Consider the following 23,718-nt stretch of genomic DNA (forward strand, 5'->3'; position numbering starts at 1 on the left):
ATCCCCGCGGTCCACGGCGATCCCCGTCGTTCTGTGTCGATCCCCGCCCTTCGGCGTCGCCCCCCGTCGTGCTGCGTTGCCCAGCGTCGTGCTGACTTCTGCTGCCTTCCGCTGCATTGCCCGGCGTCGTGCTGCGTCGTGCTGCGTTGGTCTGCGTTGTTCTCCGTTGTTCTTCCCGCAACCGGGCGTTGCCTCACGCTTCCCGTCGCCGCGGACATCCGGTGCTCCCGCCGCCCGCCCGCGCACCGTCCCCACCCCCGCCGCGATCCCCGCCATGACATTCCGAACCGTGGCATACCGTCCAAGCGGCGCATCATCCGTCACAATCCGGCGTATGACCGGCCATCAGCACGACCGAGCAGGGGACCACACGGGGGACCGACCGGCGGACGGGACGAAGGTGCCGGGCCTGCCGGTCCGCCGCGCGCCATCCGCGGGCCCGCGGGCCCCCCGTCTCCGCGCCGCCCACGCGTTGCTGGCCGCGCTCGCGGGCTGGGCGGCGCTGGCCGGCTGCGGCGGCCCGGACGCGCTGGTCGGCGGCCCGCCGGCCGCCCCCGAAGAGGCGATCCGGATCCTGCCGGGTGACGGCGCGCGCGGCGTACGGGCCAACGGGCGGTTGGAGGTCCGGGTCCAGGAGGGGCGGCTGGAACGGGTGGAGGTCACCCGCACCGGGAGCGACGGCCGGGAATCCGTGAACGGCCGGTTCTCGCGGGACGGGACGATCTGGCGGCCGGCGGCCGACTCCCTCGAACTCGGCGCCCGCTACACCGTCGACGCCATCGCGCGAGACGGCGCCGGCCGCCGCCTGGCCCGCCACACCACCTTCACCACCTACCTGCCCCCGCACCGCATCATCGGCTCCTACACGCCCGAGAACGGCACCACCGTCGGCACCGGCCTGATCTTCTCGCTGGCCTTCAACCGGGCGGTCGCCGACCGCGCGGCCGTCGAGCGCGCCATCACGGTCAGCGCCCAACCGGCCGTCGAGATCGCCCCCCACTGGTTCGGCCGCCGGCGACTGGACTTCCGGCCCCGGCACCGGTGGCGGCCGGGCACCCGGATCACCGTGAACCTGCGGCTGCGCGACGTGAAGGCCGGACCCGGCTCCTACGGGCTCCAGAGCAAGACCCTCCACTACCGGGTCGACCGGGACCAGATCAGCGTCATCGACGCGGCCCTGCACACCCTGACCGTCCGCCGCTCGGGCCAGGTGCTGGCGACCCTGCCGGTGACCACGGGCAACGCCCAGAACCCCACGTACAACGGGAAGATGGTGATCCTGGAGCGCCATTCGGTGACCCGGATGGACGGCGGAACCGTCGGTTTCGGCGCCGAGTACGACATCCCGGACGTGCCGCACGCGATGCGGCTGACCCGGTCCGGGACCTTCCTGCACGGCAACTACTGGGCGCCGTCGCGGGTCTTCGGCGGTGCCAACACCAGCCACGGCTGCGTCGGGCTCAAGGACGTCAAGGGCGGCGGCGCGGACACCCCGGCCGGTTGGCTCTACCGGAACTCGATCGTCGGGGACACCGTGGAGGTCCGCAACTCCCGGGACCGCACGGTCGCCCCGGACAACGGCTCGGGCGGCTGGAACATGTCGTGGCCGGCCTGGCGGGCGGGCGGCGCGCCCCACTGAACGAGCCCCCGCCCGCGCTCGTACGTACGAGCGAGCGCCCACCCTCCTCCTTGGGACTGAACGGTGACATCCGGGGGGAGTTGAGTGTCAGTGCGGTGTGGTTATCTAGCGGCACGCGCGCGGCCCGCAGGTGCCGACGCGCGGTGGTCCGCGGGCGGTGCGAGGGGAAGAGGGGCCAGTCGTGAACGTCCAGCCGATATCGGGGGAGCCGGCTCGCCGGCGGTCGTGGCCGCGCCGGGGACGCGCTCCGCTCGGGCTGCTGCTCGGTTCGATGCTGCTGCTGGTGACGGCGTGCGGAGGCGGGGCGGGGGACGACGGAAAACCGTCCGGCAAGACGGGGCCGGACACCTCCGCCTCGCAGGCCGTCGTGACGATCGCGCCCAAGGACGGCGCGCACGACGTCGCCACCAACGGCGCGCTGAAGGTGTCCGCCCAGAAGGGCCGGCTGCGGTCCGTCAAGGTCAAGGACGCCAAGGGCAACGAGGTCGACGGGAAGATATCCGGCGGCGGTGCCCTGTGGGAGCCGAGCGGTCATCTCGGCGCCTCGACGCAGTACACCGTCGACGCGGTCGCCGTGGACGCCCGGGGCCGCCAGGCCGCCGAGCACGCCACGTTCACCACGCTCGTCCCGAAGAACACCTTCATCGGCCAGTACAGCCCCGAGAACGGACAGCAGGTCGGCGTCGGGATGCCGGTCTCCCTCCACTTCACCCGGGGGATCACCGACCCCGCGGCCGTCGAGAAGGCCATCACGGTCACGGCGCATCCGTCCGTCCCGGTCGCCGGCCACTGGTTCGGCAACGACCGGCTCGACTTCCGCCCCGAGAAATACTGGGCGCCCGGCACCAAGGTCACCCTCAAGCTCGACCTCAACGGCGTCGAGGGCCGCCCCGGCGTCTACGGGACCCAGGCCAAGGAGATCTCCTTCACGGTCGGCCGCAGCCAGATCAGCACCGTCGACGCCCGCGCGAAGGAGATGACGGTGGTCCGCGACGGCGCGACGCTGAAGACCCTCCCGATCACCGCCGGCGCGCCGGGCACCGAGACGTACAACGGCCGGATGGTGATCAGCGAGAAGCACCCGGTGACGCGGATGAACGGCGACACCGTCGGCTTCGGCGGCGAGTACGACATCAAGGACGTCCCGCACGCGATGCGGCTGAGCACGTCCGGCACCTTCATCCACGGCAACTACTGGTCGGGCCGGGACACCTTCGGCACCCGCAACGCCAGCCACGGCTGTGTCGGCCTGTTCGACGTGCGGGGCGGCGACGACGGGTCCACGCCGGCGGCCTGGTTCTACCGGAACTCCCTCGTCGGCGACGTCGTCATCGTCGAGAACGCCCACGACGAAACGATCCAGCCCGACAACGGCTTCGGTGACTGGAACCTCTCCTGGGACACCTGGCGGGCCGGCGGGTAGCCCGGCCGGACGCGGGGCGGCGGGCGGCGTTAACGCGTACTAACCTGCCCGCATGACTGTGACTCTTGAGGTAGCCGACGGCGTCGGCACCATCCGCCTGGACCGCCCGCCGATGAACGCGCTGGACATCGCCACCCAGGACCGGCTTCGCGAGCTGGCGGAGGAGGCCGGCCGCCGCGACGACATCCGTGCCGTCGTGGTCTGGGGCGGCGAGAAGGTGTTCGCGGCCGGTGCGGACATCAAGGAAATGCAGGCCATGGACCACGCCGCCATGGTCGTCCGCTCGAAGGCGCTCCAGGACGCGTTCACCGCCGTGGCCCGGATCCCCAAGCCGGTGGTCGCCGCGATCACCGGCTATGCGCTGGGCGGCGGCTGCGAGTTGGCGCTCTGCGCCGACTTCCGGATCGCCGCCGACGACGCCAGGCTGGGCCAGCCCGAGATCCTGCTGGGGCTGATCCCGGGCGCCGGCGGCACCCAGCGGCTGGCCCGGCTGGTGGGCCCGTCCAAGGCAAAGGACCTGATCTTCACGGGCCGCCACGTCAAGGCCGAAGAGGCGCTCACCATCGGCCTGGTGGACCGCGTGGTCCCGGCCGCCGAGGTCCACGCGCAGGCGCACGCCTGGGCGGCCCGGCTGGCGTCCGGCCCCGCGCTCGCCCTGCGAGCCGCGAAGGAGTCCGTCGACGCCGGGCTGGAGACGGACATCGACACCGGGCTGACGATCGAACGCAACTGGTTCGCCGGGCTGTTCGCGACCGAGGACCGGGAGACCGGGATGCGCAGCTTCGTCGAGGAGGGGCCCGGCAAGGCCAAGTTCCGCTGATGCGCCTGGTGTTGACGGGGCGCCTGGGGTTTGGCCGGGAGCCGGTGCCCCGTGTGGGCGAATTGCCGAAAACCTCGTTGCACCTTAAGAGAACCTTGCGGGCGGGTCCCGTCGGTCCGCCGCCGGTCCGCGGTCGGCGCAGGTCAGCGAGGTGACGCGGAACCTTAACTGCCTTTGGCATATGTCCGGTCGGGGGTGTGGGGCCGGCGATTCCGGACAACGGATTCCGCCGGTTCCGCCCCCGGGGTGCCGAGTAGCGGCCATGATGGGGGCATGGCGGGCCTCGAAGGAATGGAGCAGCCGCGGCCGGGGAGTGGTACGGCCGCCGCGCGTCGGTGCGCTCCCGGTGCGGACGGGGAGGCGGCTCCGGCGCCCGTCGGTCCGGCGTCCGCACCGCTCGACCTGGTCGCCGACCCGACCCTGGGCGAGGTCAGACTCCCGTCGCGCCCCCAGTCCGCCGGCACCGCCCGGCGGTTGACCGCCGAGGTGTTCCTCAGGCAGTGGTCGCTCTCGCCGCAGCTCGCCGAGCACGCGGTGCTGCTGGTCTCCGAGTTGGTCGGCAACGCCGTACGGCACACCGGGGCCCGCACGTTCGGGCTGCGGATGCTCCGCCGGCGCGGCTGGATCCGCGTCGAGGTGCGCGACCCGTCTCGCGGGCTGCCCTGCCTGATGCCGGTGCAGGCGATGGACACCAGCGGCCGCGGCCTCTTCCTCGTCGACAAGCTCTCCGACCGCTGGGGCGTGGACCTGCTGCCGCGCGGCAAGACCACGTGGTTCGAGGTGCGGGTCAACGACCGCTGACCGGGGAGCCCCCCGACACGGGACTGGGGCCCTCCCGCGGGGTGTCGCGGGGTGGGCCCCAGTAACCCGACCTCCGACGGGCGGAAGGGGTGGGCCCGCGGGGTCGTGGACGGCCCGGACCGCATCGGCGGGGCCGCCGCGGCCGACTAGGGCAGACGGGGCAGGAGCCGGCCAAAGACGCGGAACGGTAGATATCCGGGCATAGCGCTATTAATCGATCCATCCCTGCGGGGTGAGGTGTGCCACCGCGGGCCACCGCGGCCCACCGCGGGTCGTTGTGCGCCGGCGGTCCGTAGGATGGGACGTTCATCCGCGCGCCGGACCGGACCACCGGACGCAGACCAACGGATCACCGAGCCCGCCGGACACGGACCACCGGAGCGGGACCGCCACCGAGGGGGAGGGAACATGCGCCAGCTGCGCCGGTCGGCGACGCTGACCCTGCTGCTCCTCCTCGCGGTCACCTTCGGGCCCATGCTCTGCCGGATCGGCGGCGACCAGGCATGGCTCGCGGGCCGGGCGGCGAACGCCACGGCGGTTTGGGAGTCCGGCCCCGCCGGCCAGGCCGCGCAGCGCGGCCTGCCGCTCGCCGAGGCCGCCCCGGTCGCGGTCGCCGACACCGCCAGGAAGTGCTCCGGCCGCCATGCGCCGAGCCCCGACGAATCGGCCCCGATCCCCGCGCCGCACCGCGCCGAGCCGCTCGCCCCGGCCACCACCGGGACCGGGCCGCTCCCCGCGGACCTGACCGCGCAGTTCGCGCGGGCCCGCCCGCCGACGGACGGCGCCCCCGCCACCGACCACACCGCGCTCCTGCCCGTACTGCGGATATAGGCCGCTGCCCCGACGCACCCGCCTGTCGTTTTCCGCTTCCGTACGTCTGGAGCTCTCACATGCCCACTTCCGCTTCCCCCACCCGAAAACTGGCCGCGATCGGCGCGGTCGTCGCACTCGTCGTGGCCGTGATCGCCATCGCGGTCGCCGTCGGCAAGGCCGTCGAGGGCGGCCGGGACGAGGGCGGCACCGCCGCACCCGGCACCGCCGCCTCCGCGCAGTCCCAGGAGGACCCCGCACAGCAGAAGCTGTACGACGATTTCGCCCGGCGCACCAGCCGGCGCGTCGCCGGCGACCCGCTGGCCGTCGGCAAGCCGGACGCCCCCGTGGTCCTGGTCGAGTACGCCGACTACCAGTGCTCGTTCTGCGGGCGCTTCACCCGCGAGACCCAGCCCGCGCTGATCAAGAAGTTCGTCGACGCGGGCACCCTGCGCATCGAGTTCCGCAACTTCCCGGTCTTCGGCGCCGACTCCGAGCGCGCCGCCCGCGCCTCCTGGGCCGCCGGCAGGCAGGGCAGGTTCTGGCAGCTGCACGACCAGCTGTACGCCAAGACCCGCAAGGGCGACGCGCTGGCCGAGGACAAGCTCGTCGACCTGGCGCGCGCGAGCGGCGTGCCGGACATCGAGAAGTTCCGTGCCGACCTGAAGAGCCCCGCCGCCGACCAGGCCCTGAAGAAGGACCAGGACGAGGGCTACCAGCTCGGCGTGCAGTCCACCCCGTCCTTCCTGATCAACGGCCGGCCGGTGGCCGGGGCCCAGCCCACCGGGGTCTTCGAGCAGGCGATCACCCAGGCCGCCGCCGCGGCGAAGGGCGGGCACGGCACCGCGGGGGCCGGGAAGTGACCACCGACATCGGCTACCTCGCGGCATTCCTGGGCGGCGCGCTGGCGCTGGTCAGCCCGTGCAGCGCGCTGCTGCTGCCGGCGTTCTTCGCCTACTCCCTCGCCAACCCCGGCCGGCTGCTGGCCCGTACCGGCGTGTTCTACCTGGGGCTGGCCACCACGCTGGTGCCGCTGGGCGCGGCCAGTACGGCGGCCAGCCGGCTGTTCAACGGCCACCGCGATCTGCTGGTCGCGGCCGGCGGCTGGGTGGTGATCGCGATGGGGCTCGCGCAGATCCTGGGCCTGGGCTTCGCCTCGAAGCGCGCCCAGGCCGCCGCCGCCCGGATCACCCCACGCTCGGCGCTGTCCACCTTCCTGCTCGGCTGCGTCTACGGGCTCGCGGGCTTCTGCGCCGGGCCGATCCTGGGCGCGGTGCTGACCGTGACCGCGGTCAGCGGCTCACCGCTCTACGGCGCCTCGATGCTCGCCGTCTACGCCCTGGGCATGGCGCTGCCGCTGTTCGTCCTGGCGCTGCTGTGGGACCGCTTCCGGCTCGGCACCCGCGGCTGGCTGCGCGGCCGGGCCTTCCGCCTCGGCCGGCTGGAGCTGCACACCACGTCCGTGCTCTCCGGCGTCTTCTTCATCGGCATCGGCGTACTGTTCCTGCGCTTCAACGGGACCAGCGCGCTGCCCGGAATCCTGGACCCGGACGCCGAGATGCGGCTGGAGGAGTGGGCGACCCGGATCGGCGACGGCGTACCGGATTTCGTCCTGATCGCGCTGGCCGCGCTGGCCGCCGCCGCGGTGCTGGGCCGGATCGCCCTGCGGTCGGAGCGCACACCGCGGCCGGCGGACGACACCGCCGGGCCGCGGCCGGGGACCTCCGGCCGCGACCCCGGCCGGTCGGACGGGGCAGCCCCCGAACCATCGGACCGGTCCTAGGCGCTCAGCCGCCGGTGCCAGCGCGGATGCGGCCGGGGGCGCGGGCGGGCGTGCGGGGGGTGGGCGTCCGCCCGGCGCCGCCGGTCGTTGCAGAGCAGGCACTTGCCGTAGCCCGGCGGAAGGGGGTCTTCCGGGTCGCCGTAAAGCGGATCCACCGCGCCGTTGGGGTGCAGGGCGCAGCCCGTCGGGCCGGTGGGGTCCTCGCCCAGCGAGCTGGCGACGGTCAGCGCGCGCCGGAGGGCGTCGACGAGCCGGTCGGCGTCCCGCCGGGTGGGCGCGGACGGCAGGGCGGAGGCGAGGTCGGAGGCGGTGGTCAGCGCGGTACGGAGTTCGCGCAGGCTTGCGTAACCCATGTCCTGGAGAGTAGGCGGCCCCACTGACAGCTGATCTTCCGATCGCACTTCGTGGCTTCCCATGGCCGCATGCATGCCCGCTCCGGCCCATGGTTTAGCACCGGGACGGTGACCGCCCCCTTGCCGGAGCATGACGGAACGGGGTGCCCGCACCGCGCGGCCGCGGGCACCCGCGGCGTCACGGGGCGATCGGCAGCGCCCGCTTGTGCTCGGTGAGGCGGTAGCGCCGGACGATCGACGCGAAGGCGTCCGCGTCGACCGGGCGGCCCTCCAGGAAGTCGTCGATCTGGTCGTAGGTGACGCCGAGCGCGTCCTCGTCGGGCTTGCCCGGGTCGAGGGTCTCCAGGTCGGCGGTCGGGACCTTCCACACCAGCTCGGCCGGCGCGCCCAGGGCCTGCGCCACGGCGCGCACCCGGCGCTTGGTGAGCCCGGTGAGCGGTACGACGTCGGCCGCGCCGTCGCCGAACTTGGTGAAGAAGCCGGAGACCGCCTCGGCGGCGTGGTCGGTGCCCACGACCAGGCCGTCGTGGGCACCGGCGACCGCGTACTGGGCGATCATGCGCTGCCGGGCCTTGATGTTGCCCTGGACGAAGTCCTGGTGGTGGGCGTCGCGGAAGGCGACGCCGCCGGCCAGCGCCGCGGCCAGCGCCGCGTCGCTCGCCGGGCGGATGTCCACGGTCAGCAGCCGGTCGGCGCGGATGAACTCCACCGCCAGCTGTGCGTCCTTCTCGTCCGCCTGCTCGCCGTACGGCAGCCGCATCGCGTAGAACGTCGCGTCGTGGCCGGCCGCGCGGGCCCGCTCCACCGCGAGCTGGCAGAGCCGGCCCGCGGTGGTGGAGTCGACACCGCCGCTGATGCCCAGCACCAGGGAGCGCAGGCCCGTGGACGTCAGCCGCTCTGTGAGAAAGGCCACCCGGCGCTCGATCTCCCGCTCGGCGTCGAAGGCCGTGGTGGCCGGCGCCACCTGGAGTTCCTGGGCTATGTGCTGCTGCAGGGCCTTGGACGCCGGGTCGGTCACGGGTGCTCCTCTGATTCTCGTCACGCGCTGTGCGCACATTTCGCGAGATGGTCACGCGGTGTGCCCATGGCGCGTATCCGGATACTGCCGGAGAAGTTTATGCGGGGTGCGCCCAGCTCTTGAGCTCGGCCTTGTCGGAGAAAGCGGCGACGTCCTTGTCCAGCGGCTGGTCCGTGTACTGGTGGATACGCCACTTCGCCTTGACCCGCGGCTGCCCGGCGGTGACGTAGTCGGCGATCCACAGGCCGTCCGCGGCATACGACGTGGTGTCGCGGTTCAGCCAGAAATCGCGGTTGCAGTAGAGCAGCACGCGGTGCGCGGGCCGCAGTTTCTTGACCTCCAGAAGGAACTGGTCCTTCTGCGCGTTGCTGGCGTACGAGCCCGCCCCGGTGGTCTCCCAGTCGGCCGCCAGCAGGTCGCCGTGGACCGAGGCGCATTGCTCGACGAAGTATTGCGCCTGGGCCGCGATATTCCCCGGCCACAGGAAGTGGTAGAAACCGACCACGGCGCCCGCCTCGCGTGCCCGGGCGGCCTGTGCCGACTGGTGCGGATTGACGTAGGAGCGGCCTTCGGTGGCCTTGATGAATACGAAGTCCAACCCCTGGGCGGAATAACCGGTGTTGTAGGAGCTGACATCGACACCGTGCAGCATGAGCGACCTCCTGCCGAATCGGATCTGCGAAATGCGAAGCGTCATCTGCGCGAAACGGCAGCGGCCCCCCAGCAGTTCAGCATGTTCACGACCGGAGACGCCAGATCGACGCGCTGAAGTTCCCGGCTGCGCAGGCGAGTTGGTGACGCATGGCGCCGGTGGGACGGATGGTGCGGGAGGGGTGCGGGGCCCGCTCAGTGGCCGGTCGTCGGAAGGCCGCCGGCGCCGGGCTCCGGCCGCGCGTCCAGGCGCCGCCGCAGCCGCCGGACCTGTTCGCGCCCCCGGGCCTGGCCCGCGGTGGCGGCCCGGCGCAGCACCCGGCCGCGGCGGGTCGCCCGCAGGTCCCGGAAGAGGAGCTGGTACCGCTCGGCTATCGGCTCCGGGGCGTAGCGGTACGCGCCCGCCAGCGCGGCGGCACCCATCTCCCGGCGGCGCTCCGGGTCCTCGATCAGGTCGAGCAGCGCGCCGGCCAGCGCCCGTCCGTCGCCGCGCGGCACCAGCACACCGTCCGCGCCGTCGTGGATGATCTCGGCCGGGCCCAGCGGGCAGTCGGTGCTGACGACCGGTACGCCGCAGCGCATCGCCTCGACGAGGGGCATCCCGAACGACTCGGCGTCCGAGGCCGAGGCGACGATCGACGCCTTGGCGAACTCCTCCTCGATCGGCGACCGCGGCCCGGTGAGTTCGGCCCGCCCGGACAGTCCCAGCCCGTCGATGAGGTGCTGCAGCCGGGTGCGTTCGGCGCCGTCGCCGTGGATGCGCAGCCGCCAGTCGGGGTGCTTGACGGAGACCGCGGAGAACGCCTCGATCAGCAGGTCGAAGCGCTTGCCGCGGACCAGCCGGCCGGCCGCCGCGATGATCTTCGAGTTGCCGTCGGAGGGCGGCCCGGCGGGCGCCGGGACGATGTCGGGCACCGCCAGGATCCGTACGCCGGGCAGCGGCATCCGCGCGCGGTAGACCGCCGCGTCCGCCTCGGTCGTGGTGACCACCGCGTCCAACGCCCGGTAGCGGTGGGCGAGTTCGGTCCGCAGTTCGGCGCTGTGCGCGTCGTGCCGCAGGTGCTCCTGGGCGATCCGCAGGGCGCGGCGGGGGGCGAAGCGGGCCAGGTAGACGTTGATGCCGGGCCGGGTGCCGATGAGCACGTCGGCGTCGCTGCCGCGCAGGAACTCCGCGGCGCGGACGTCGACCAGCCGGCTGTACTGGTGGTGCCGCTTCTCGGCGAGCGGGAAGTCCACCGCGGGCTCGCCGAACAGCGGATGCGCCATGTCGTCGCTGCCCACCCGGGCGTCCACCAGGGGGATCAGCCGCACCCGGGGGTCCACCGCGAACCGCGGGACCTCGCGGTGCCGCAGCATCGACACGATCTCGACGTCGTGCCGGTCGGCGAGCGCGGCGGCGAGGTTCAGGGTGGTGCGGATGGTGCCGCCGATGGCGTACGCGTCGTGCAGCAGGAGGGCCACCTTCAGGCGGCCCGGGCGGCCCCGGCGCCCGTGCCGGCCCGTACGGCCGCGATCCGTACGGCCCGTGCCGTCCGTGCGCCCTGCGTCATCCGTGCTCTTCATGCGGTGCATATGGTGCTCTTCACGCGGTGTCGACCCGGTGTGTCCGGGGGTGCCGGCCTGCTGCGGCCGGCCGGGACCCGGGGCGGTGTCGTCCGCCCCCGCCGGCCCGTCCGGCACCGGTCACCGTCCCGGGACGGGGTAAGCCGAGGACGTGTGCCGGGTGAGAGCCCGGTAAGAAACCCACCGGTCGCAGACCCCCCGGACCGGTCTTGGCAGACTTGCCGGGTGACCCATTCCGTACTGCTCGCCGAGGACGACCGCCCCATCCGCACCGCGCTGGAGCGCGCCCTGACCCTGGAGGGGTACCGGGTCACCGCCGTCGCCGACGGGATCCAGGCACTGGCCACCGCCCACCGCGAGCGGCCCGACGTGATCCTGCTGGACGTGATGATGCCGGGGATCGACGGGCTCCAGGTGTGCCAGGTGCTGCGCGCCGAACAGGACCGCACCCCGATCCTGATGCTCACCGCACGGGTCGGGACCGCGGACCGGATCGCCGGCCTGGACGCCGGGGCCGACGACTACGTGGTCAAGCCCTTCGAGGTCGAGGAGGTGTTCGCCCGGCTGCGGGCGCTGCTGCGCAGGACCACGGCCGGGCCGGTGGCCTCCGGGGACCGCGGGACCGGGTCCGCCGAGGCCGGGGAGGCGTATGACGCCAGGGCGGCGGGCAGCGGCGTCGTCGAGGCGGCCGACCTGCGGATCGACGGCCCCTCGCGGCGGGCCTGGCGCGGGGAGCGGGAACTGGAGCTGACCCGGACCGAGTTCGAGCTGCTGGAGCTGCTGGCCCGCAATGCCGGGATCGTCCTGGACCACGCGACGATCTACGACCGCATCTGGGGCTATGACTTCGGTCCTGGCTCGAAGAACCTCGCGGTGTACGTCGGTTATCTGCGGCGCAAGGTCGACGTACCGGGCAGCCGGCCGCTGATCCACACCGTGCGCGGCGTCGGCTACGTCCTGCGGGAGGACTGAGTGCCCCCGTCCCGCGGCCCGCGGTGGTCCGGCCCGCGGCGGCTCGCCGCCCGGTCGGCCGCCCGCCTGTGGGGCTGCCGTCCGGTCGCCTGGCTGCGCACCCGCAAGCCCGCCAGCCTGCGCACCTCGTTCGCGCTGGCCTTCGCCGCCGGGGCCGCGGGGGTGACCGTCCTGGTCGGGTTCCTCGGCTACGACGCGGCGGCCCGGCTGGTGCGGATGGACGAGAGGTCCGTGTTCTCCGAGGTCGTACGGGATCTGCGGTCCCAGGTGCGGGAGCGGCCGTACACGCCCGCCGACTACGCCGCCGCCGACCCCGGCCACGACGGGCCGCGCGAGGACCTGACCCGGCCGGCCCGGACGGACGTGCAGATCCTGGGCGCCGGCGGGCGGGTCGTCGAACCGGGCCACCCCGCGCTCCCGGCCGGGGACGCCGAGCGGAACATCGCCGCCCACCGCGAGGCGGGCCGCTACGCACAGGGCGAGGCGCAGCTCGACGGCCACGCCTACCACCTCGCCACCGTGGCGCTCGGCGACGGGCGCGGCGCCGTCCAGGTCGCCCGCAAGGTCAGCGGGACCGAGGATCTGCTCGCCGCGCTCCAGAAGCGCACCGTGCTGCTGGCTGCCGGCGTCATCGCCCTGGCCGGCGCCGTCGGCTGGTGGCTGGCCTGCCGGATCACCGGCCGGCTGGTCCGGCTGACGTCGGTCGCCGAGCGCGTCGCGGAGCACGGGCCGGCGGACGTCCAGGTGCCGGGCGCCGGGCGCGACGAGGTGGCCCGGCTCGGGCGGGCCTTCGACGACATGCTCGGGCGGCTGACCAGCGCGGTGCAGGACCAGCAGCGGCTCGTCCAGGACGCGGGCCACGAACTGCGCACCCCGCTGACCTCGCTCCGTACGAACATCTCGCTGCTCAGGCGCTTCGACGAGCTGCCACCGGACGCCCGCGCGGAACTGCTCGCCGACCTGGCGGGCGAGGCCCGCGAACTGACCGACCTGGTCAACGAGTTGGTGGACCTGGCGGCCGGACAGCGCGACGACTCCCCGCTGTCGGACGTGCGGCTGGCCGAGGTCGCGGAGCGCGCCGCCGCCTCCGCCCGCCGCCGCACCGGCCGCGAGATCACCGTGCGCACCAGCCGCCCGGCGGTCGTCGCGGGCCGGCCGGCCGCGCTGCACCGCGCGCTCGGCAACCTCCTGGAGAACGCCGCCAAGTTCGACGCCGACGGCACCGAGCCCATCGAGGTCGTCGTCACCGGCGCCCGCGTCGAGGTCCTCGACCGCGGTCCGGGCATCGCCGAGGCCGACCTCGCCCGGGTCTTCGACCGCTTCTACCGCGCCCCGGCCGCTCGTGGCCTCCCCGGCTCGGGCCTGGGCCTCGCGATCGTCCGGGAGATCGCGGCGGCCCACGGCGGGCAGGTGTTCGCGACCGTGCGCCCCGGTGGCGGGGCCGGCATCGGCTTCACCGTGGGGGGCGGGGAGCCGGGCGCGGAGTAGCGCCGCCCGGCCGCCCCGGCCGGCGCTGCCTCAGTCCCTGCCTCAGTCCCCGTGGTGCTCGCCCTGGGCCGACTCCACCGTCTGGTGCAGATCGGCCGCCGCCTCCACCGCAGCGGCCGCGGAGAAGGTGACACAGGCCAGCAGCGCGGCGGCTATCAGCCGGCGGCCCTGCAGGCCGGGGTGGCGGCGGGGGTGGTCGGCCGGCTGGTCGGGGGTCAGCAGCGCGGCGACCCGGCGCGGGACCGGACCGGTGGTGGCGGCGAGCGCGGTGCTCGGGCGGGGGAGCGCCGTGGCGTGCGCACGGGCGGCCAGCGCGGCGCGGCCGATGGCGCGGGCGGTGACCCGGCGGTCGCCCACCCGGGAGGCGGCCGATTCGTCGGCCCAGCGCTCCAGGGCGTACGCCAGCGAGGGCCGCAGCCCGCGGAGCAGCGGATGGCAGGCCGAGGCCAGCGCGACCGTCAGCAGGAAGAGGTGGTGGCGGCCGGTGAGGTGGGCCCGCTCATGGGCGAACAGGGCCTCCCGCTCGGCCGGCGGCAGCGCCCGCAGCATCCCGGCGGTGACCACCACGCGGTCCGGCCGGCCGGGCAGCGCGAAGGCGTCGGGCGCGGCATCGGGCAGGACGCACAGATCGCCGGCGAGACGGTGGGCGTCGGCGGTGCGCCGGGCGGCGCGCAGCTCGGCGCGGTGGCGCAGCGCGCGGCGGGTGACGGCGATCGCGCAGCAGGTCAGCAGCGCGCCGGCGACCGAGGCGGCCGGCACGGTCACGTCCGCGTCGCCGCCCAGCAGCGACAGCGAGAGATGGCCGAAGGCGGCGACCGGCGGCAGCCACAGCGCCCCGGCGGCCATCAGCAGGCCGAGCGCGGCGGTCGTGCAGGCGGCCAGCGCGGCGGCGCAGCCGGTGAGCAGCCAGGCCGCGGCGCGCGGCGGCAGCGACTCGGCGAGCCGGCGGGCGGCCGGCACCGCGAGCAGCGGCATCAGCAGCGGGATCCAGACGGCGAAGATCATGGCGCGGCCCCGGGCAGCGGGCCGCCGGCGCCGTCGGCCTCGGCGTCGTCCAGCAGCGAGCGGAGCAGCTGCTCGTCCTCGGTGGTCAGCTCCGAGACGAAGCGGGCGAGCGCGGTGCCGCGGTCGTCCTGCTTGTCGAGCTCGCTGCGCATCCGCCGGGCGGTCAGTCCCGCGGAGTCGTGTATCGGCGAGTACGCGAAGCCGCGGCCCGCCCGGGTGCGGGACACCGCCCCCTTGTCGTGCAGCCGGGTGAGGATGGTGGTGACGGTCGTACGGGCGAGCCGGCCGCCCAGCGCGCCCTGCACCTCGGCGGGGCTCAGCGGGCCCTCGGCCGCCCAGAGCGCCGCCAGCACACCCGCCTCCAGCTCACCGGCCGGGCGCCGCTGCACGGGTGATGTCTCCGACATGGAACGCCCTCCACCTTTCCGTCGTCTACAGTTCCGTAGACCGTCTACGGGGCTGTAGACGGTGGGGTCGGCCGCTCGGCAGGCCCGGAACCCATTATGGGAGGGGCCACTGACATGGCCGTAGCCGCCGCAGATCTCCACCTGGGTGCGGTCACCCAGGCGGTCAACGTCCTCGACGCCGGCTCACTGCTCGCCGCCTTCGGTGCCCTCGGTGTCGCCGTCGTCCTCTTCGCCGAGACCGGGCTGCTGGTCGGCTTCCTCCTGCCCGGCGACTCGCTGCTGTTCACCGCGGGACTGCTGTGCGCCCCGGGCGTCGGCGGCGCCGTCCACCTCTCGCTGCCCCAGGTCCTGGTGTCCGCCGTCGTCGGCACGCTCGCCGGATCCCAGACCGGCTTCTGGATCGGCCGGCGCGGCGGCGGCGCGCTGCTGGCCCGCGGCCGCTCCCGCAAGCTCCAGGACGGCGCCGCCCGCGCCGAGGAATACCTGGAGCGCTACGGCCACGCCAAGGCGATCATCCTGGCCCGCTTCGTGCCCGTCGTCCGCACCGTGCTCAACCCGCTGGCCGGTGCCCTGCACGTGCCCACCCGCACCTTCACCCTCTGGCAGATCACCGGCGGCCTGGTCTGGACGTTCGGCCTCACCCTCGCCGGATACGCCCTGGGCTCGTCCGTCCCCAACGTCGACCGGTACCTTCTCCCGGTCGTCGGCCTCGTCGTGATCGCCTCGCTCACCCCGCTCGCCCTCGAAGTGCTGCGCTCCCGCAAGCGGCGTCCGGGCGCCGAACAGGGCACCGAACCGGTCGCCGAATCCGGTACCGCGCCTCCGGCACACTGAAGGACCCGGCACACTTGCTGAAGCACGTGGCCGGCCCCGGCGTCCCGAAGGCCGTCCCGTCCCCAGCCCACGCACCACGTAGCGACCCGCCAAGGAGAAACCCCAGTGACCGACCTCGCCTTCGGCGGAGCCTCGATCGACGGCGGCCTGTACACCTCTGTGACCGGCTTCGCCCAGGAGATGCCGCACTTCCTGAACGTCCTGGTCTCCGTCTGGACCGACTTCGGCCTCGGGATCTTCGCGGTCCTGATGCTCGTCGGCTGGTGGCGGGCCCGACAGCGGCTCGGTGGCAGCTCCCGCCGCCGGCTCGACCCCGGTGAGATGCGGCACACCGCCCCCGTCGCCATGGCGAGGGCACTGGCCGTCCCCGTGATCGTGGTCCTGGCCTACGTGGCCAACGACGTGGTCAAGGCGTTCTTCCACGAACAGCGCCCCTGCCAGACCATCCACACCGTCACCGTCGAGGCGTGCCCCCCGCTGGGTGACTGGTCCTTCCCCAGCAACCACTCGGCCATCGCCGCCTCCGCCGCGGTCGCCCTGATCCTCCTGGACCGCCGGCTCGGCTGGATCGCCGTCCCGGCCGCCCTCCTGATGGGCGCCTCGCGCGTCTGGGTCGGCGCCCACTACCCGCACGACGTCCTGGTCGGACTGATCGTCGGCGCCCTGGTCGCCGCGGTGCTCATGCCGCTCGCCCGGCGCGCCGCCCCGCTCGTCGAACGGCTCCGCGACACCTCGCTGCGCCCCCTGGTGTCCGCCAGGTGACGTCACCGGGGGCGGACCCGGCACCGGGGCCCCGGCCGGGCCCCGGTCCGGAGCGCACACCGCGCCCCGGACCGGCACCGGCCCGTCCACTCGCCGTCGCGGCGGCGGCCGCGGCCCTCTTCGCCGCTGCGGCCACCGTCATGGCCGTACGCGACGGAGCCCCGCTCGCCCCCGAACTGGCCGCCCTCCACTGGAGCACGGCCCACCGCGGGGAGCCGCTGCGCTCCCTGGCCCGCGCCCTGACGGCGACCGGCACCGGCGTCGTCCCGTACCTGATGGCGGTCCTCGCCGGACTGCTGGCCGGCCGCACCTGGCGCGGCCGGCGCCGCGCGGTGACCTGGGCGGTGGTCGTGCTGGCCGCCGGCCAGGCGATCCGCTACGGCCTGATGGAACTGCTCGCCCGCCCCCGCCCGCCGGTCGCCGACTGGGCCGCCGGGGCAACCGGCTATTCCTTCCCCTCCGGCCACTCCACCACCTCCGTGCTGGCCGCCGGCATCCTCGCCTGGGGCGTGCTGCACCACACCCGCACCCGCACCCGCCCCCGCGCCGGCCGCCTCTGGTGCGCCCTGCTCGCCCTCTGGGCCGCCGGCGTCGGCCTCACCCGCGTCTACCTAGGCGTCCACTGGGCCGGCGACGTCCTGGCCGGCTGGCTCCTGGCCACCGCCCTGCTGGCCGCCGCGCTCCTCCTGGAACCGCTGGTCCGCGCCCGTACGGGCCCGGGTGCGCCGGAAGCTCCCCCCTCCGCTTGTCCATGAATCGCTGACGAACGGTCCAGGTCTTCGCCAAGGCCGCATGGACGCCAGGCGCGCCGAGCACCACTGTCCTGGGTGCCGGCGACCGGGGAGCGCTCACCGGCACCTGAGCCGATTCACCGTGCACCACCGTGTGACAGGGGGGACAGCAATGGATCATTCGCTTGACGTCCCGACGGCCGGCCGTCCGGCCGCCTGGGGCGATCTCCGCGGCCGCTGCGCCGCCGCCGCGGTCGCCGACCCGACCCCGTGCGAGGGCCCGCGCGACGCCGCCACCATCGTCGCCCGCGACGGCAGAGAGGTCGCCGGCTGCGTCCACCACTGCGCCCGCCTCCTGGCCGGCCTGGACGGCGCCCGCGTCCACCCGTTCGTCCCGTCCGCCCAGGCCCTGGACATCTACTCCCGGGCCCGCGAACTCCCGCCCTTCGCCTGGGAGATCGGCAGATAGCCCGGCCCGTGCAGCCGGCCGGACGCCCCCGGACGCCGGCCGGCGTCCGGGGGCGTCCGGGCGAACTCCGCGCCCCGGAAGGCCGGTTGCCCGGCTCCGTTCGGGACGGCGACGACCGTCGGGGCCGCGGCGAGGTCGTCGGTCCGCCGACTGGGCCGCGGGCCCCAAAGCGGCCGGGTCAGCACTCGATGATGTTCACCGCCAGCCCGCCGCGGGCCGTCTCCTTGTACTTGACGCTCATGTCCGCGCCGGTCTCCTTCATGGTCTTGATGACCTTGTCGAGGGAGACGTGGTGGCGGCCGTCGCCGCGCAGGGCCATGCGGGCGGCGGTGACGGCCTTCACGGCGGCCATGCCATTGCGTTCGATGCAGGGGATCTGGACGAGGCCGCCGACGGGGTCGCAGGTGAGGCCGAGGTTGTGTTCCATGCCGATCTCGGCGGCGTTCTCGACCTGTTCGGGGGTGCCGCCGAGGACTTCGGCGAGGCCGCCGGCGGCCATGGAGCAGGCGGAGCCGACCTCGCCCTGGCAGCCGACCTCGGCGCCGGAGATGGAGGCGTTCTCCTTGAAGAGCATGCCGATGGCGCCGGCGGCGAGCAGGAAGCGGACGACGCCCTCCTCGTCGGCTCCGGGGACGAAGTTGGTGTAGTAGTGCAGGACGGCGGGGATGATGCCGGCCGCGCCGTTGGTGGGGGCGGTGACGACCCGGCCGCCGGCGGCGTTCTCCTCGTTGACGGCCATGGCGTAGAGGGTGACCCATTCCATGGCGCGGGCGGCGGCATCGCCTTCGGCGCGCAGGGCGCGGCCGGCGTTGGCGGCCCGGCGGCGGACCTTCAGACCGCCCGGAAGGATGCCCTCACGGGACATCCCGCGCTCGACGCAGCCCTGCATGACCCGCCAGATCTCCAGCAGGCCGGTGCGGATCTCCTCCTCCGTCCGCCACGCCTTCTCGTTCTCCAGCATCAGGGCGGAGATCGACAGGCCGGTCTGCGAGGAGAGGCGGAGCAGCTCGTCGCCGGTCCGGAAGGGGTGCGCCAGGACGGTGTCGTCGAGCTTGATGCGGTCCTGGCCCACCGCGTCCTCGTCGACGACGAAGCCGCCGCCGACCGAGTAGTAGGTCTTCTCCAGCAGGGGCGCGCCGGCGCCGTCGTAGGCGAACAGCGTCATGCCGTTGGCGTGGTACGGCAGCGAGCGGCGGCGGTGCAGGACGAGCTGGGTGGACTCGTCGAAGGCGATCTCGTGGGCGGTGCCTATCTCGGCGCCGAGGAGGCGCAGGCGGCCGGTGGTGCGGATGCGTGCGACCTCGTCGTCGGCGGTTTCCACGTCGACGCTGCGGGGGGAGTGGCCTTCGAGGCCCAGGAGGACGGCCTTGGGGGTGCCGTGGCCGTGGCCGGTGGCACCGAGGGAACCGAAGAGCTCGGCGCGTACGGAGACCGTCTGGGCGAGCAGACCGTCCTTCTTGAGCCGGCCGGCGAACATCCGGGCGGCGCGCATGGGGCCCACGGTGTGCGAGCTGGAGGGGCCGATGCCGATGGAGAAGAGGTCGAAGACGGAGATGGCCACGGAGGCGGACTCCTTTGTCTGCTCGTGATGGACGGTGGAGCAAGTCGGGCAGGAAGGGTGTTTCCGTCCCGATTGTCGAGCGTAACCCGCTCGGGTGGTGCTGCCGCCGGACGGTGGGCGTCGGGCGGATGTCGGCGGGAACAACGGAGGAATCCGGGCAGCAGGGCACGAGCCCGGGGCCGGTGGCCGGCCCCGGGCTCGCCGCCCGCTTCGGCCCGGCCCGCGAACGGGCCGGTCCTCATGCCATGAGACGCGTCACAGGGACGGGTACAGGGGGTACTTCTCGGCGAGCGCCGTGACCCGGGCCTTGAGGGCGTCGCGGTCGTAGGCGGGCTTGAGGGCTTCCGCGATGATGTCGGCGACCTCGCGGAAGTCGTCGGCCTGGAAGCCGCGGGTGGCCAGCGCGGGGGTGCCGATGCGCAGGCCGGAGGTGATCATCGGCGGGCGGGGGTCGTTGGGGATGGCGTTGCGGTTGACGGTGATGCCGACCTCGTGGAGGCGGTCCTCGGCCTGCTGCCCGTCGAGCTCGGAGTCGCGCAGGTCGACCAGGACGAGGTGGACGTCGGTGCCGCCGGACAGGACCGAGACGCCGTACTCCTTGACGTCGTCCTGGATGAGGCGCTCGGCGAGGATCCTGGCGCCTTCGAGGGTGCGCTGCTGGCGCTCCTTGAACTCCTCGGAGGCGGCGACCTTGAAGGAGACGGCCTTGGCGGCGATGACGTGCTCCAGGGGGCCGCCCTGCTGGCCGGGGAAGACCGCGGAGTTGATCTTCTTGGCGAGTTCGGCGGTGGAGAGGATGACGCCGCCGCGGGGGCCGCCGAGGGTCTTGTGGGTGGTGGTGGTCACGACATGGGCGTGCGGGACCGGGGACGGGTGCAGGCCCGCGGCGACGAGGCCGGCGAAGTGGGCCATGTCGACCATGAGGTAGGCGCCGACCTCGTCCGCGATGCGGCGGAAGGCGGCGAAGTCGAGCTGGCGCGGGTAGGCGGACCAGCCGGCGACGATGAGCTTGGGGCGGTGCTCCTTGGCGAGGCGCTCGACCTCGTCCATGTCCACGAGGTTGGTCTTCTCGTCGACGTGGTACGGGACGACGTTGTAGAGCTTGCCGCTGAAGTTGATCTTCATGCCGTGGGTGAGGTGTCCACCGTGGGCGAGGTTGAGGCCCAGGATGGTGTCGCCCGGCTTGATCAGCGCGAACATGGCGGCGGCGTTGGCCTGTGCACCGGAGTGCGGCTGGACGTTGGCGGCCTCGGCGCCGAAGAGGGCCTTGATCCGGTCGATGGCGATCTGCTCGACGACGTCGACGTGCTCGCAGCCGCCGTAGTAGCGGCGGCCGGGGTAGCCCTCGGCGTACTTGTTGGTGAGGACGGAGCCCTGGGCCTCCATGACGGCGACCGGAGCGAAGTTCTCCGAGGCGATCATTTCGAGGGTGGACTGCTGACGGTGCAGCTCGGCGTCGACGGCGGCGGCGACGTCGGGGTCGAGCTCATGGAGGGAGCTGTTGAGAAGCGACATGAGATCTTCCTGGAGGATCGGGAGGGGTGCGAAGCTCCGGCAGGGGCGGGCTCAGCCGGCGGCGAAGGCGGTGTACTCGTCGGCCGAGAGCAGGTCCTCCGGCTCACCGGTGATCTTCACCTTGAACAGCCAACCGCCCTCGAACGGGGCGGAGTTCACCAGCGAGGGGTCGGCGACGACGTCCTCGTTGACCTCCGTGATCTCGCCGTCGACGGGCGCGTAGAGGTCGCTGACCGACTTGGTCGACTCCAGCTCACCGCAGGACTCGCCCGCCGTGACCGTGGCGCCGACCTCCGGGAGCTGCACGAAGACGACGTCGCCGAGCGCGTTCGCCGCGTGCTCGGTGATGCCGACCGTCGAGACGCCGTCCTCGGCGGCCGACAGCCACTCGTGCTCCTTGCTGTAGCGCAGCTGCTGGGGGTTGTCCATGGTTCGATTCTCCTGTACGCGGGGGTGTGGTGGTGACGGGGGTCGCCCCCGGCGAGGCCGGGGGAGGGTCGTGCCGGGAGAGGCGCGGCGGTGCGCCGCTGTCGCGTCCGCGGCCGGTGAACCGTTACTGCGGCGCGGCCGACCGCTACTTCTGCCGCTTGTAGAAGGGCAGCGCGACGACCTCGTACGGCTCATGGCTGCCACGGATGTCCACCCGGACACCGTCGGTGCCCGGTGTGGCGTAGGCCGCGTCGACGTACGCGATGGCGATCGGCCTGCCGAGGGTGGGGGAAGGCGCCCCGGAGGTGACCTCGCCGATGACCGTGCCGTCGGCCGCGACGACCGGGTATCCGGCGCGCGGCACCCGGCGGCCCTCGGCGATCAGGCCGACCAGCTTGCGCGGCGGTGCGGTCTCGGCGCGCTCGGCCGCCGTCGCCAGCGCGGCGCGGCCCACGAAGTCCCCGCCGTTGGTGGTCTTCTCGAACTTCACCACCCGGCCCAGACCGGCGTCGAACGGCGTGGTGGCGGAGGTCAGCTCGTGCCCGTACAGCGGCATACCGGCCTCCAGGCGCAGCGTGTCGCGGCAGGACAGTCCGCAGGGGACGAGGCCCACGGAGGCGCCGGCCTCGGTCAGCGCCTCCCACAGGGCGACCGCGTCCGCCGGCCGGACGAACAGCTCGAAACCGTCCTCGCCGGTGTATCCGGTACGGGCGATCAGCGCGTCCACCCCGGCGACCTTGCCCGGCAGGCCCGCGTAGTACTTCAGCCCGTCCAGGTCGGCGTCGGTGAGCCCCTTCAGGATGCCGGGGGACTCCGGGCCCTGCACCGCGATCAGCGCGTAGGCGTCGCGGTCGTCGCGGATCGCGGCGTCGAAGCCGCCGGCCCGCTCCGTCAGCGCGTCCAGCACCACCTGGGCGTTGGAGGCGTTGGCGACGACCATGTACTCCTCGTCGGCGAGCCGGTAGACGATCAGGTCGTCGAGGATGCCGCCGTCGGGCGCGCAGATCATGGTGTAGCGGGCGCGTCCGGTGGCGACGCCGCCGATGTTGCCGACCAGCGCGTAGTCGAGGAGGTCGGCGGCCCGCGGGCCGCTGACGGTGATCTCGCCCATGTGGGAGAGGTCGAAGAGGCCGGCGCGGGTGCGGACCGCGACATGCTCGTCGCGCTCGCTGCTGTAGCGCAGCGGCATGTCCCAGCCGGCGAAGTCGGTCATGGTCGCGCCGAGCGCGCGATGGGTGGCATCCAGCGCGGTGCGGCGGGGGGCTTCAGTCATCGTTCCGGGCTCCCAGGCATGGGTGACAAGACGGTCTCCCCATCTGTCATCGGAACCTGAGAGGTTCACCGGGATCCCGCGAACGGACCCGGTTTGCACCTTGGGTGGAGCCGCGCCTGCAACCGGGCACTGGCTCGCTTTTCAGATCTGCCTCGCCCGCGCGGTATAGGGGCCTGAGAGATTCAAGGGAGGACTTGCTCCTTCGGCGCCCCGCCGTGGTGGCCGGGGACTCTCCCGCGCGGGTTCAAGCGGCCGGTATGGAGTTGGCAGCTCACGAGTGACCAGAGGTGTGCCCGTGGCGGCCACATCATTACACGGGATCGCCGGATAAAGGAGCCCTGGTCGTCGCCCCGTTCCGGTCGGCTCCGCCGGGCCGCCCACGCGGTTCCGGAACCCGCCGGGTGCGCGGCGCCTCCGGCGGCGGCCGTTGGGCGGCGGCCCGGTGCGCCGTCAGCCCGGCGCCCGCCACCTCGTCGGATCGGGCAATCGCCTTGATGGGCATTACCTTTTCTTGACACTCTGCCGTTGCGGCTCCGGTCCCGAAGCGGAGCCGGAACCGGACCGGGAGGGGTGTTCACGGTGCACAGGGAAGCGGCGTACGCGGCCACTTCGGGCATTGCGCCCTCGGACCCGGCGGACGCGTCCCGGCCTCAGTCCGAGACCCAGCCGCAGGCCCGGCGCCGCCCGCCGTCCGTCCCGCGGCCCGGTCGCCGCTCCCCGATCACCGACCTCCGGGGCGTCCGCCCGGTCCGCCGCACCGCCGAACTCCGGTTCCCGCCCGGGGATCTGGTCGTGGTCTCCGGCCTGCCGGGCAGCGGCAAGAGCACCCTGATGCGGCGCCTGGTGCCGCGGCTGGACGCGCGCGGCGCCGCGGTCCACCGCATCGACTCCCAGGACGCCCGGGAGCGCTGGGAACGCGGCCGGCTGCACCGGGTGCCGTACGGCCTGTACCGCCCGCTGGTCCGCGCGGCGCACTACCTCGCACTGCGCCGGGCGCTGCGCTCCGGCGGCAGCGTGGTGGTGCACGACTGCGGGACGCTGGTGTGGGTGCGCCGCTGGATCTCCCGGACGGCCCGGCGGGGCGGCCGGGGGCTGCACCTGGTGCTGCTCGACGTGCCGCCGGAGGTGGCGCTGAGCGGCCAGCGGACCCGCGGGCGCGGGGTGTCCCGGTACGCCTTCGCCCGCCACCGCAGGGCGGTACGGCGGCTGGTGGGCGGCGCGGAGGCGGACCGGCTCCCGGCGGGCTTCCGTTCCGCGGTGCTGCTCGACCGCCGGGCGGCCGGCACGCTGGAGGCGGTCAGCTTCGACTGACGGGGGGCGGCCGGTGCGCGTACGGCCGCCGCCCTCGCTCCCGTGTGCGGCTCCGGCTTCGGTCGTCTCCCCACCTGACGCTAGTGTCGTCGGCCAGAAA

24 protein-coding genes and 2 riboswitches are annotated in these 23,718 nt (G+C 73.9%); of the genes, 14 read left to right on the forward strand and 10 right to left on the reverse strand.

Features of this window, described 5'->3' with window-relative positions; genetic code table 11:
- The first annotated feature begins 334 nt into the window (after positions 1-334).
- From ACO1BR_RS05875 to ACO1BR_RS05905, 7 genes are all read left to right on the forward strand, one after another.
- Positions 335-1,639, forward strand: a complete 1,305-nt coding sequence (locus ACO1BR_RS05875) for an Ig-like domain-containing protein (RefSeq protein WP_426793922.1) — start codon at positions 335-337, stop codon at positions 1,637-1,639.
- Between the two features lie 181 nt (positions 1,640-1,820).
- Positions 1,821-3,062, forward strand: a complete 1,242-nt coding sequence (locus ACO1BR_RS05880; protein ID WP_426793923.1) for a L,D-transpeptidase — start codon at positions 1,821-1,823, stop codon at positions 3,060-3,062.
- Positions 3,063-3,114: 52 nt separating this feature from the next.
- Positions 3,115-3,882, forward strand: a complete 768-nt coding sequence (locus ACO1BR_RS05885) for an enoyl-CoA hydratase/isomerase family protein (protein ID WP_426793924.1) — start codon at positions 3,115-3,117, stop codon at positions 3,880-3,882.
- 273 nt (positions 3,883-4,155) lie between these two features.
- Positions 4,156-4,683, forward strand: a complete 528-nt coding sequence (locus ACO1BR_RS05890; protein WP_426793925.1) for an ATP-binding protein — start codon at positions 4,156-4,158, stop codon at positions 4,681-4,683.
- 408 nt (positions 4,684-5,091) lie between these two features.
- Entirely contained in the window at positions 5,092-5,514 is a 423-nt protein-coding gene (locus ACO1BR_RS05895; RefSeq protein WP_426793926.1) for a hypothetical protein, read from the forward strand.
- Between the two features lie 59 nt (positions 5,515-5,573).
- Positions 5,574-6,356 (forward strand): DsbA family protein, encoded by a 783-nt coding sequence (locus ACO1BR_RS05900; RefSeq protein WP_426793927.1) that lies wholly within the window; start codon positions 5,574-5,576, stop codon positions 6,354-6,356.
- A complete protein-coding gene (locus tag ACO1BR_RS05905) occupies positions 6,353-7,276 on the forward strand; it encodes a cytochrome c biogenesis CcdA family protein (RefSeq protein ID WP_426793928.1) in 924 nt (307 codons plus the stop codon). The genes ACO1BR_RS05900 and ACO1BR_RS05905 overlap by 4 nt, the downstream gene beginning before the upstream one ends.
- Here the strand turns inward: ACO1BR_RS05905 and ACO1BR_RS05910 are convergent.
- The 4 genes from ACO1BR_RS05910 to ACO1BR_RS05925 form a co-directional block, all read right to left on the reverse strand.
- The gene (locus ACO1BR_RS05910; RefSeq protein WP_426793929.1) at positions 7,273-7,629 is read right to left on the reverse strand and encodes a hypothetical protein; all 357 of its coding nucleotides are present in this window, start codon (positions 7,627-7,629) and stop codon (positions 7,273-7,275) included. The two genes, ACO1BR_RS05905 and ACO1BR_RS05910, sit on opposite strands and share 4 nt — an antisense overlap.
- A gap of 178 nt (positions 7,630-7,807) precedes the next feature.
- Positions 7,808-8,647, reverse strand: a complete 840-nt coding sequence (gene nadE, locus ACO1BR_RS05915; RefSeq protein ID WP_426793930.1) for an ammonia-dependent NAD(+) synthetase — start codon at positions 8,645-8,647, stop codon at positions 7,808-7,810.
- A gap of 97 nt (positions 8,648-8,744) precedes the next feature.
- Positions 8,745-9,299, reverse strand: coding sequence for a GH25 family lysozyme (locus ACO1BR_RS05920; protein WP_426793931.1), 555 nt, complete (start codon positions 9,297-9,299; stop codon positions 8,745-8,747).
- 194 nt (positions 9,300-9,493) lie between these two features.
- A complete protein-coding gene (locus ACO1BR_RS05925) occupies positions 9,494-10,765 on the reverse strand; it encodes a glycosyltransferase family 4 protein (RefSeq protein ID WP_426794011.1) in 1,272 nt (423 codons plus the stop codon).
- A 321-nt stretch (positions 10,766-11,086) separates the two neighbouring features.
- Here ACO1BR_RS05925 and ACO1BR_RS05930 point away from each other — a divergent pair, with 321 nt between their 5' ends.
- Complete coding sequence (locus ACO1BR_RS05930) at positions 11,087-11,833, forward strand: response regulator transcription factor (protein WP_426793932.1); 747 nt, start codon at positions 11,087-11,089, stop codon at positions 11,831-11,833.
- Positions 11,834-13,321 (forward strand): ATP-binding protein, encoded by a 1,488-nt coding sequence (locus tag ACO1BR_RS05935; RefSeq protein WP_426793933.1) that lies wholly within the window; start codon positions 11,834-11,836, stop codon positions 13,319-13,321.
- A gap of 42 nt (positions 13,322-13,363) precedes the next feature.
- On the opposite strand, the gene ACO1BR_RS05940 is transcribed toward ACO1BR_RS05935, so the two are convergent.
- Positions 13,364-14,326 carry a M56 family metallopeptidase gene (locus ACO1BR_RS05940; RefSeq protein WP_426793934.1) on the reverse strand — a complete coding sequence of 321 codons (963 nt, stop codon included), beginning with the start codon at positions 14,324-14,326 and terminating at the stop codon, positions 13,364-13,366.
- Positions 14,323-14,733 carry a BlaI/MecI/CopY family transcriptional regulator gene (locus tag ACO1BR_RS05945; protein WP_426793935.1) on the reverse strand — a complete coding sequence of 137 codons (411 nt, stop codon included), beginning with the start codon at positions 14,731-14,733 and terminating at the stop codon, positions 14,323-14,325. Before ACO1BR_RS05945 ends, ACO1BR_RS05940 begins: the two co-directional genes overlap by 4 nt.
- Positions 14,734-14,847: 114 nt before the next feature.
- Here ACO1BR_RS05945 and ACO1BR_RS05950 point away from each other — a divergent pair, with 114 nt between their 5' ends.
- The 4 genes from ACO1BR_RS05950 to ACO1BR_RS05965 all read left to right on the forward strand — a co-directional run bounded on the left by ACO1BR_RS05950 (position 14,848) and on the right by ACO1BR_RS05965 (position 17,529).
- The gene (locus ACO1BR_RS05950; RefSeq protein WP_426793936.1) at positions 14,848-15,567 is read left to right on the forward strand and encodes a DedA family protein; all 720 of its coding nucleotides are present in this window, start codon (positions 14,848-14,850) and stop codon (positions 15,565-15,567) included.
- Between the two features lie 105 nt (positions 15,568-15,672).
- Positions 15,673-16,329 (forward strand): phosphatase PAP2 family protein, encoded by a 657-nt coding sequence (locus ACO1BR_RS05955; RefSeq protein ID WP_159507973.1) that lies wholly within the window; start codon positions 15,673-15,675, stop codon positions 16,327-16,329.
- Positions 16,326-17,084, forward strand: coding sequence for a phosphatase PAP2 family protein (locus ACO1BR_RS05960; RefSeq protein ID WP_426793937.1), 759 nt, complete (start codon positions 16,326-16,328; stop codon positions 17,082-17,084). Before ACO1BR_RS05955 ends, ACO1BR_RS05960 begins: the two co-directional genes overlap by 4 nt.
- A 148-nt stretch (positions 17,085-17,232) precedes the next feature.
- Positions 17,233-17,529, forward strand: coding sequence for a hypothetical protein (locus ACO1BR_RS05965; RefSeq protein ID WP_426793938.1), 297 nt, complete (start codon positions 17,233-17,235; stop codon positions 17,527-17,529).
- A gap of 178 nt (positions 17,530-17,707) precedes the next feature.
- Here ACO1BR_RS05965 and ACO1BR_RS05970 read toward each other — a convergent pair whose 3' ends face one another.
- The 4 genes from ACO1BR_RS05970 to gcvT form a co-directional block, all read right to left on the reverse strand.
- Positions 17,708-19,090 (reverse strand): L-serine ammonia-lyase, encoded by a 1,383-nt coding sequence (locus ACO1BR_RS05970; RefSeq protein WP_426793939.1) that lies wholly within the window; start codon positions 19,088-19,090, stop codon positions 17,708-17,710.
- Between the two features lie 255 nt (positions 19,091-19,345).
- Positions 19,346-20,605, reverse strand: a complete 1,260-nt coding sequence (gene glyA, locus ACO1BR_RS05975) for a serine hydroxymethyltransferase (protein WP_426793940.1) — start codon at positions 20,603-20,605, stop codon at positions 19,346-19,348.
- Positions 20,606-20,656: 51 nt separating this feature from the next.
- Complete coding sequence (gcvH, locus tag ACO1BR_RS05980; protein ID WP_426793941.1) at positions 20,657-21,034, reverse strand: glycine cleavage system protein GcvH; 378 nt, start codon at positions 21,032-21,034, stop codon at positions 20,657-20,659.
- A gap of 145 nt (positions 21,035-21,179) precedes the next feature.
- Positions 21,180-22,307: a glycine cleavage system aminomethyltransferase GcvT gene (gcvT, locus tag ACO1BR_RS05985; RefSeq protein WP_426793942.1), complete on the reverse strand. Its 1,128-nt coding sequence runs from the start codon at positions 22,305-22,307 to the stop codon at positions 21,180-21,182.
- 33 nt (positions 22,308-22,340) lie between these two features.
- Positions 22,341-22,458: riboswitch (glycine riboswitch) on the reverse strand.
- Positions 22,459-22,554, reverse strand: a riboswitch (glycine riboswitch). It abuts the riboswitch before it with no gap.
- Positions 22,555-22,886: 332 nt separating this feature from the next.
- Between gcvT and ACO1BR_RS05990 the strand changes: the two genes are divergently transcribed.
- Positions 22,887-23,618, forward strand: coding sequence for an AAA family ATPase (locus tag ACO1BR_RS05990; protein ID WP_426793943.1), 732 nt, complete (start codon positions 22,887-22,889; stop codon positions 23,616-23,618).
- Positions 23,619-23,718 lie beyond the last annotated feature (100 nt).

This window comes from Streptomyces sp. YGL11-2, from assembly GCF_050054615.1.
Classification (GTDB): Bacteria; Actinomycetota; Actinomycetes; order Streptomycetales; family Streptomycetaceae; genus Streptomyces.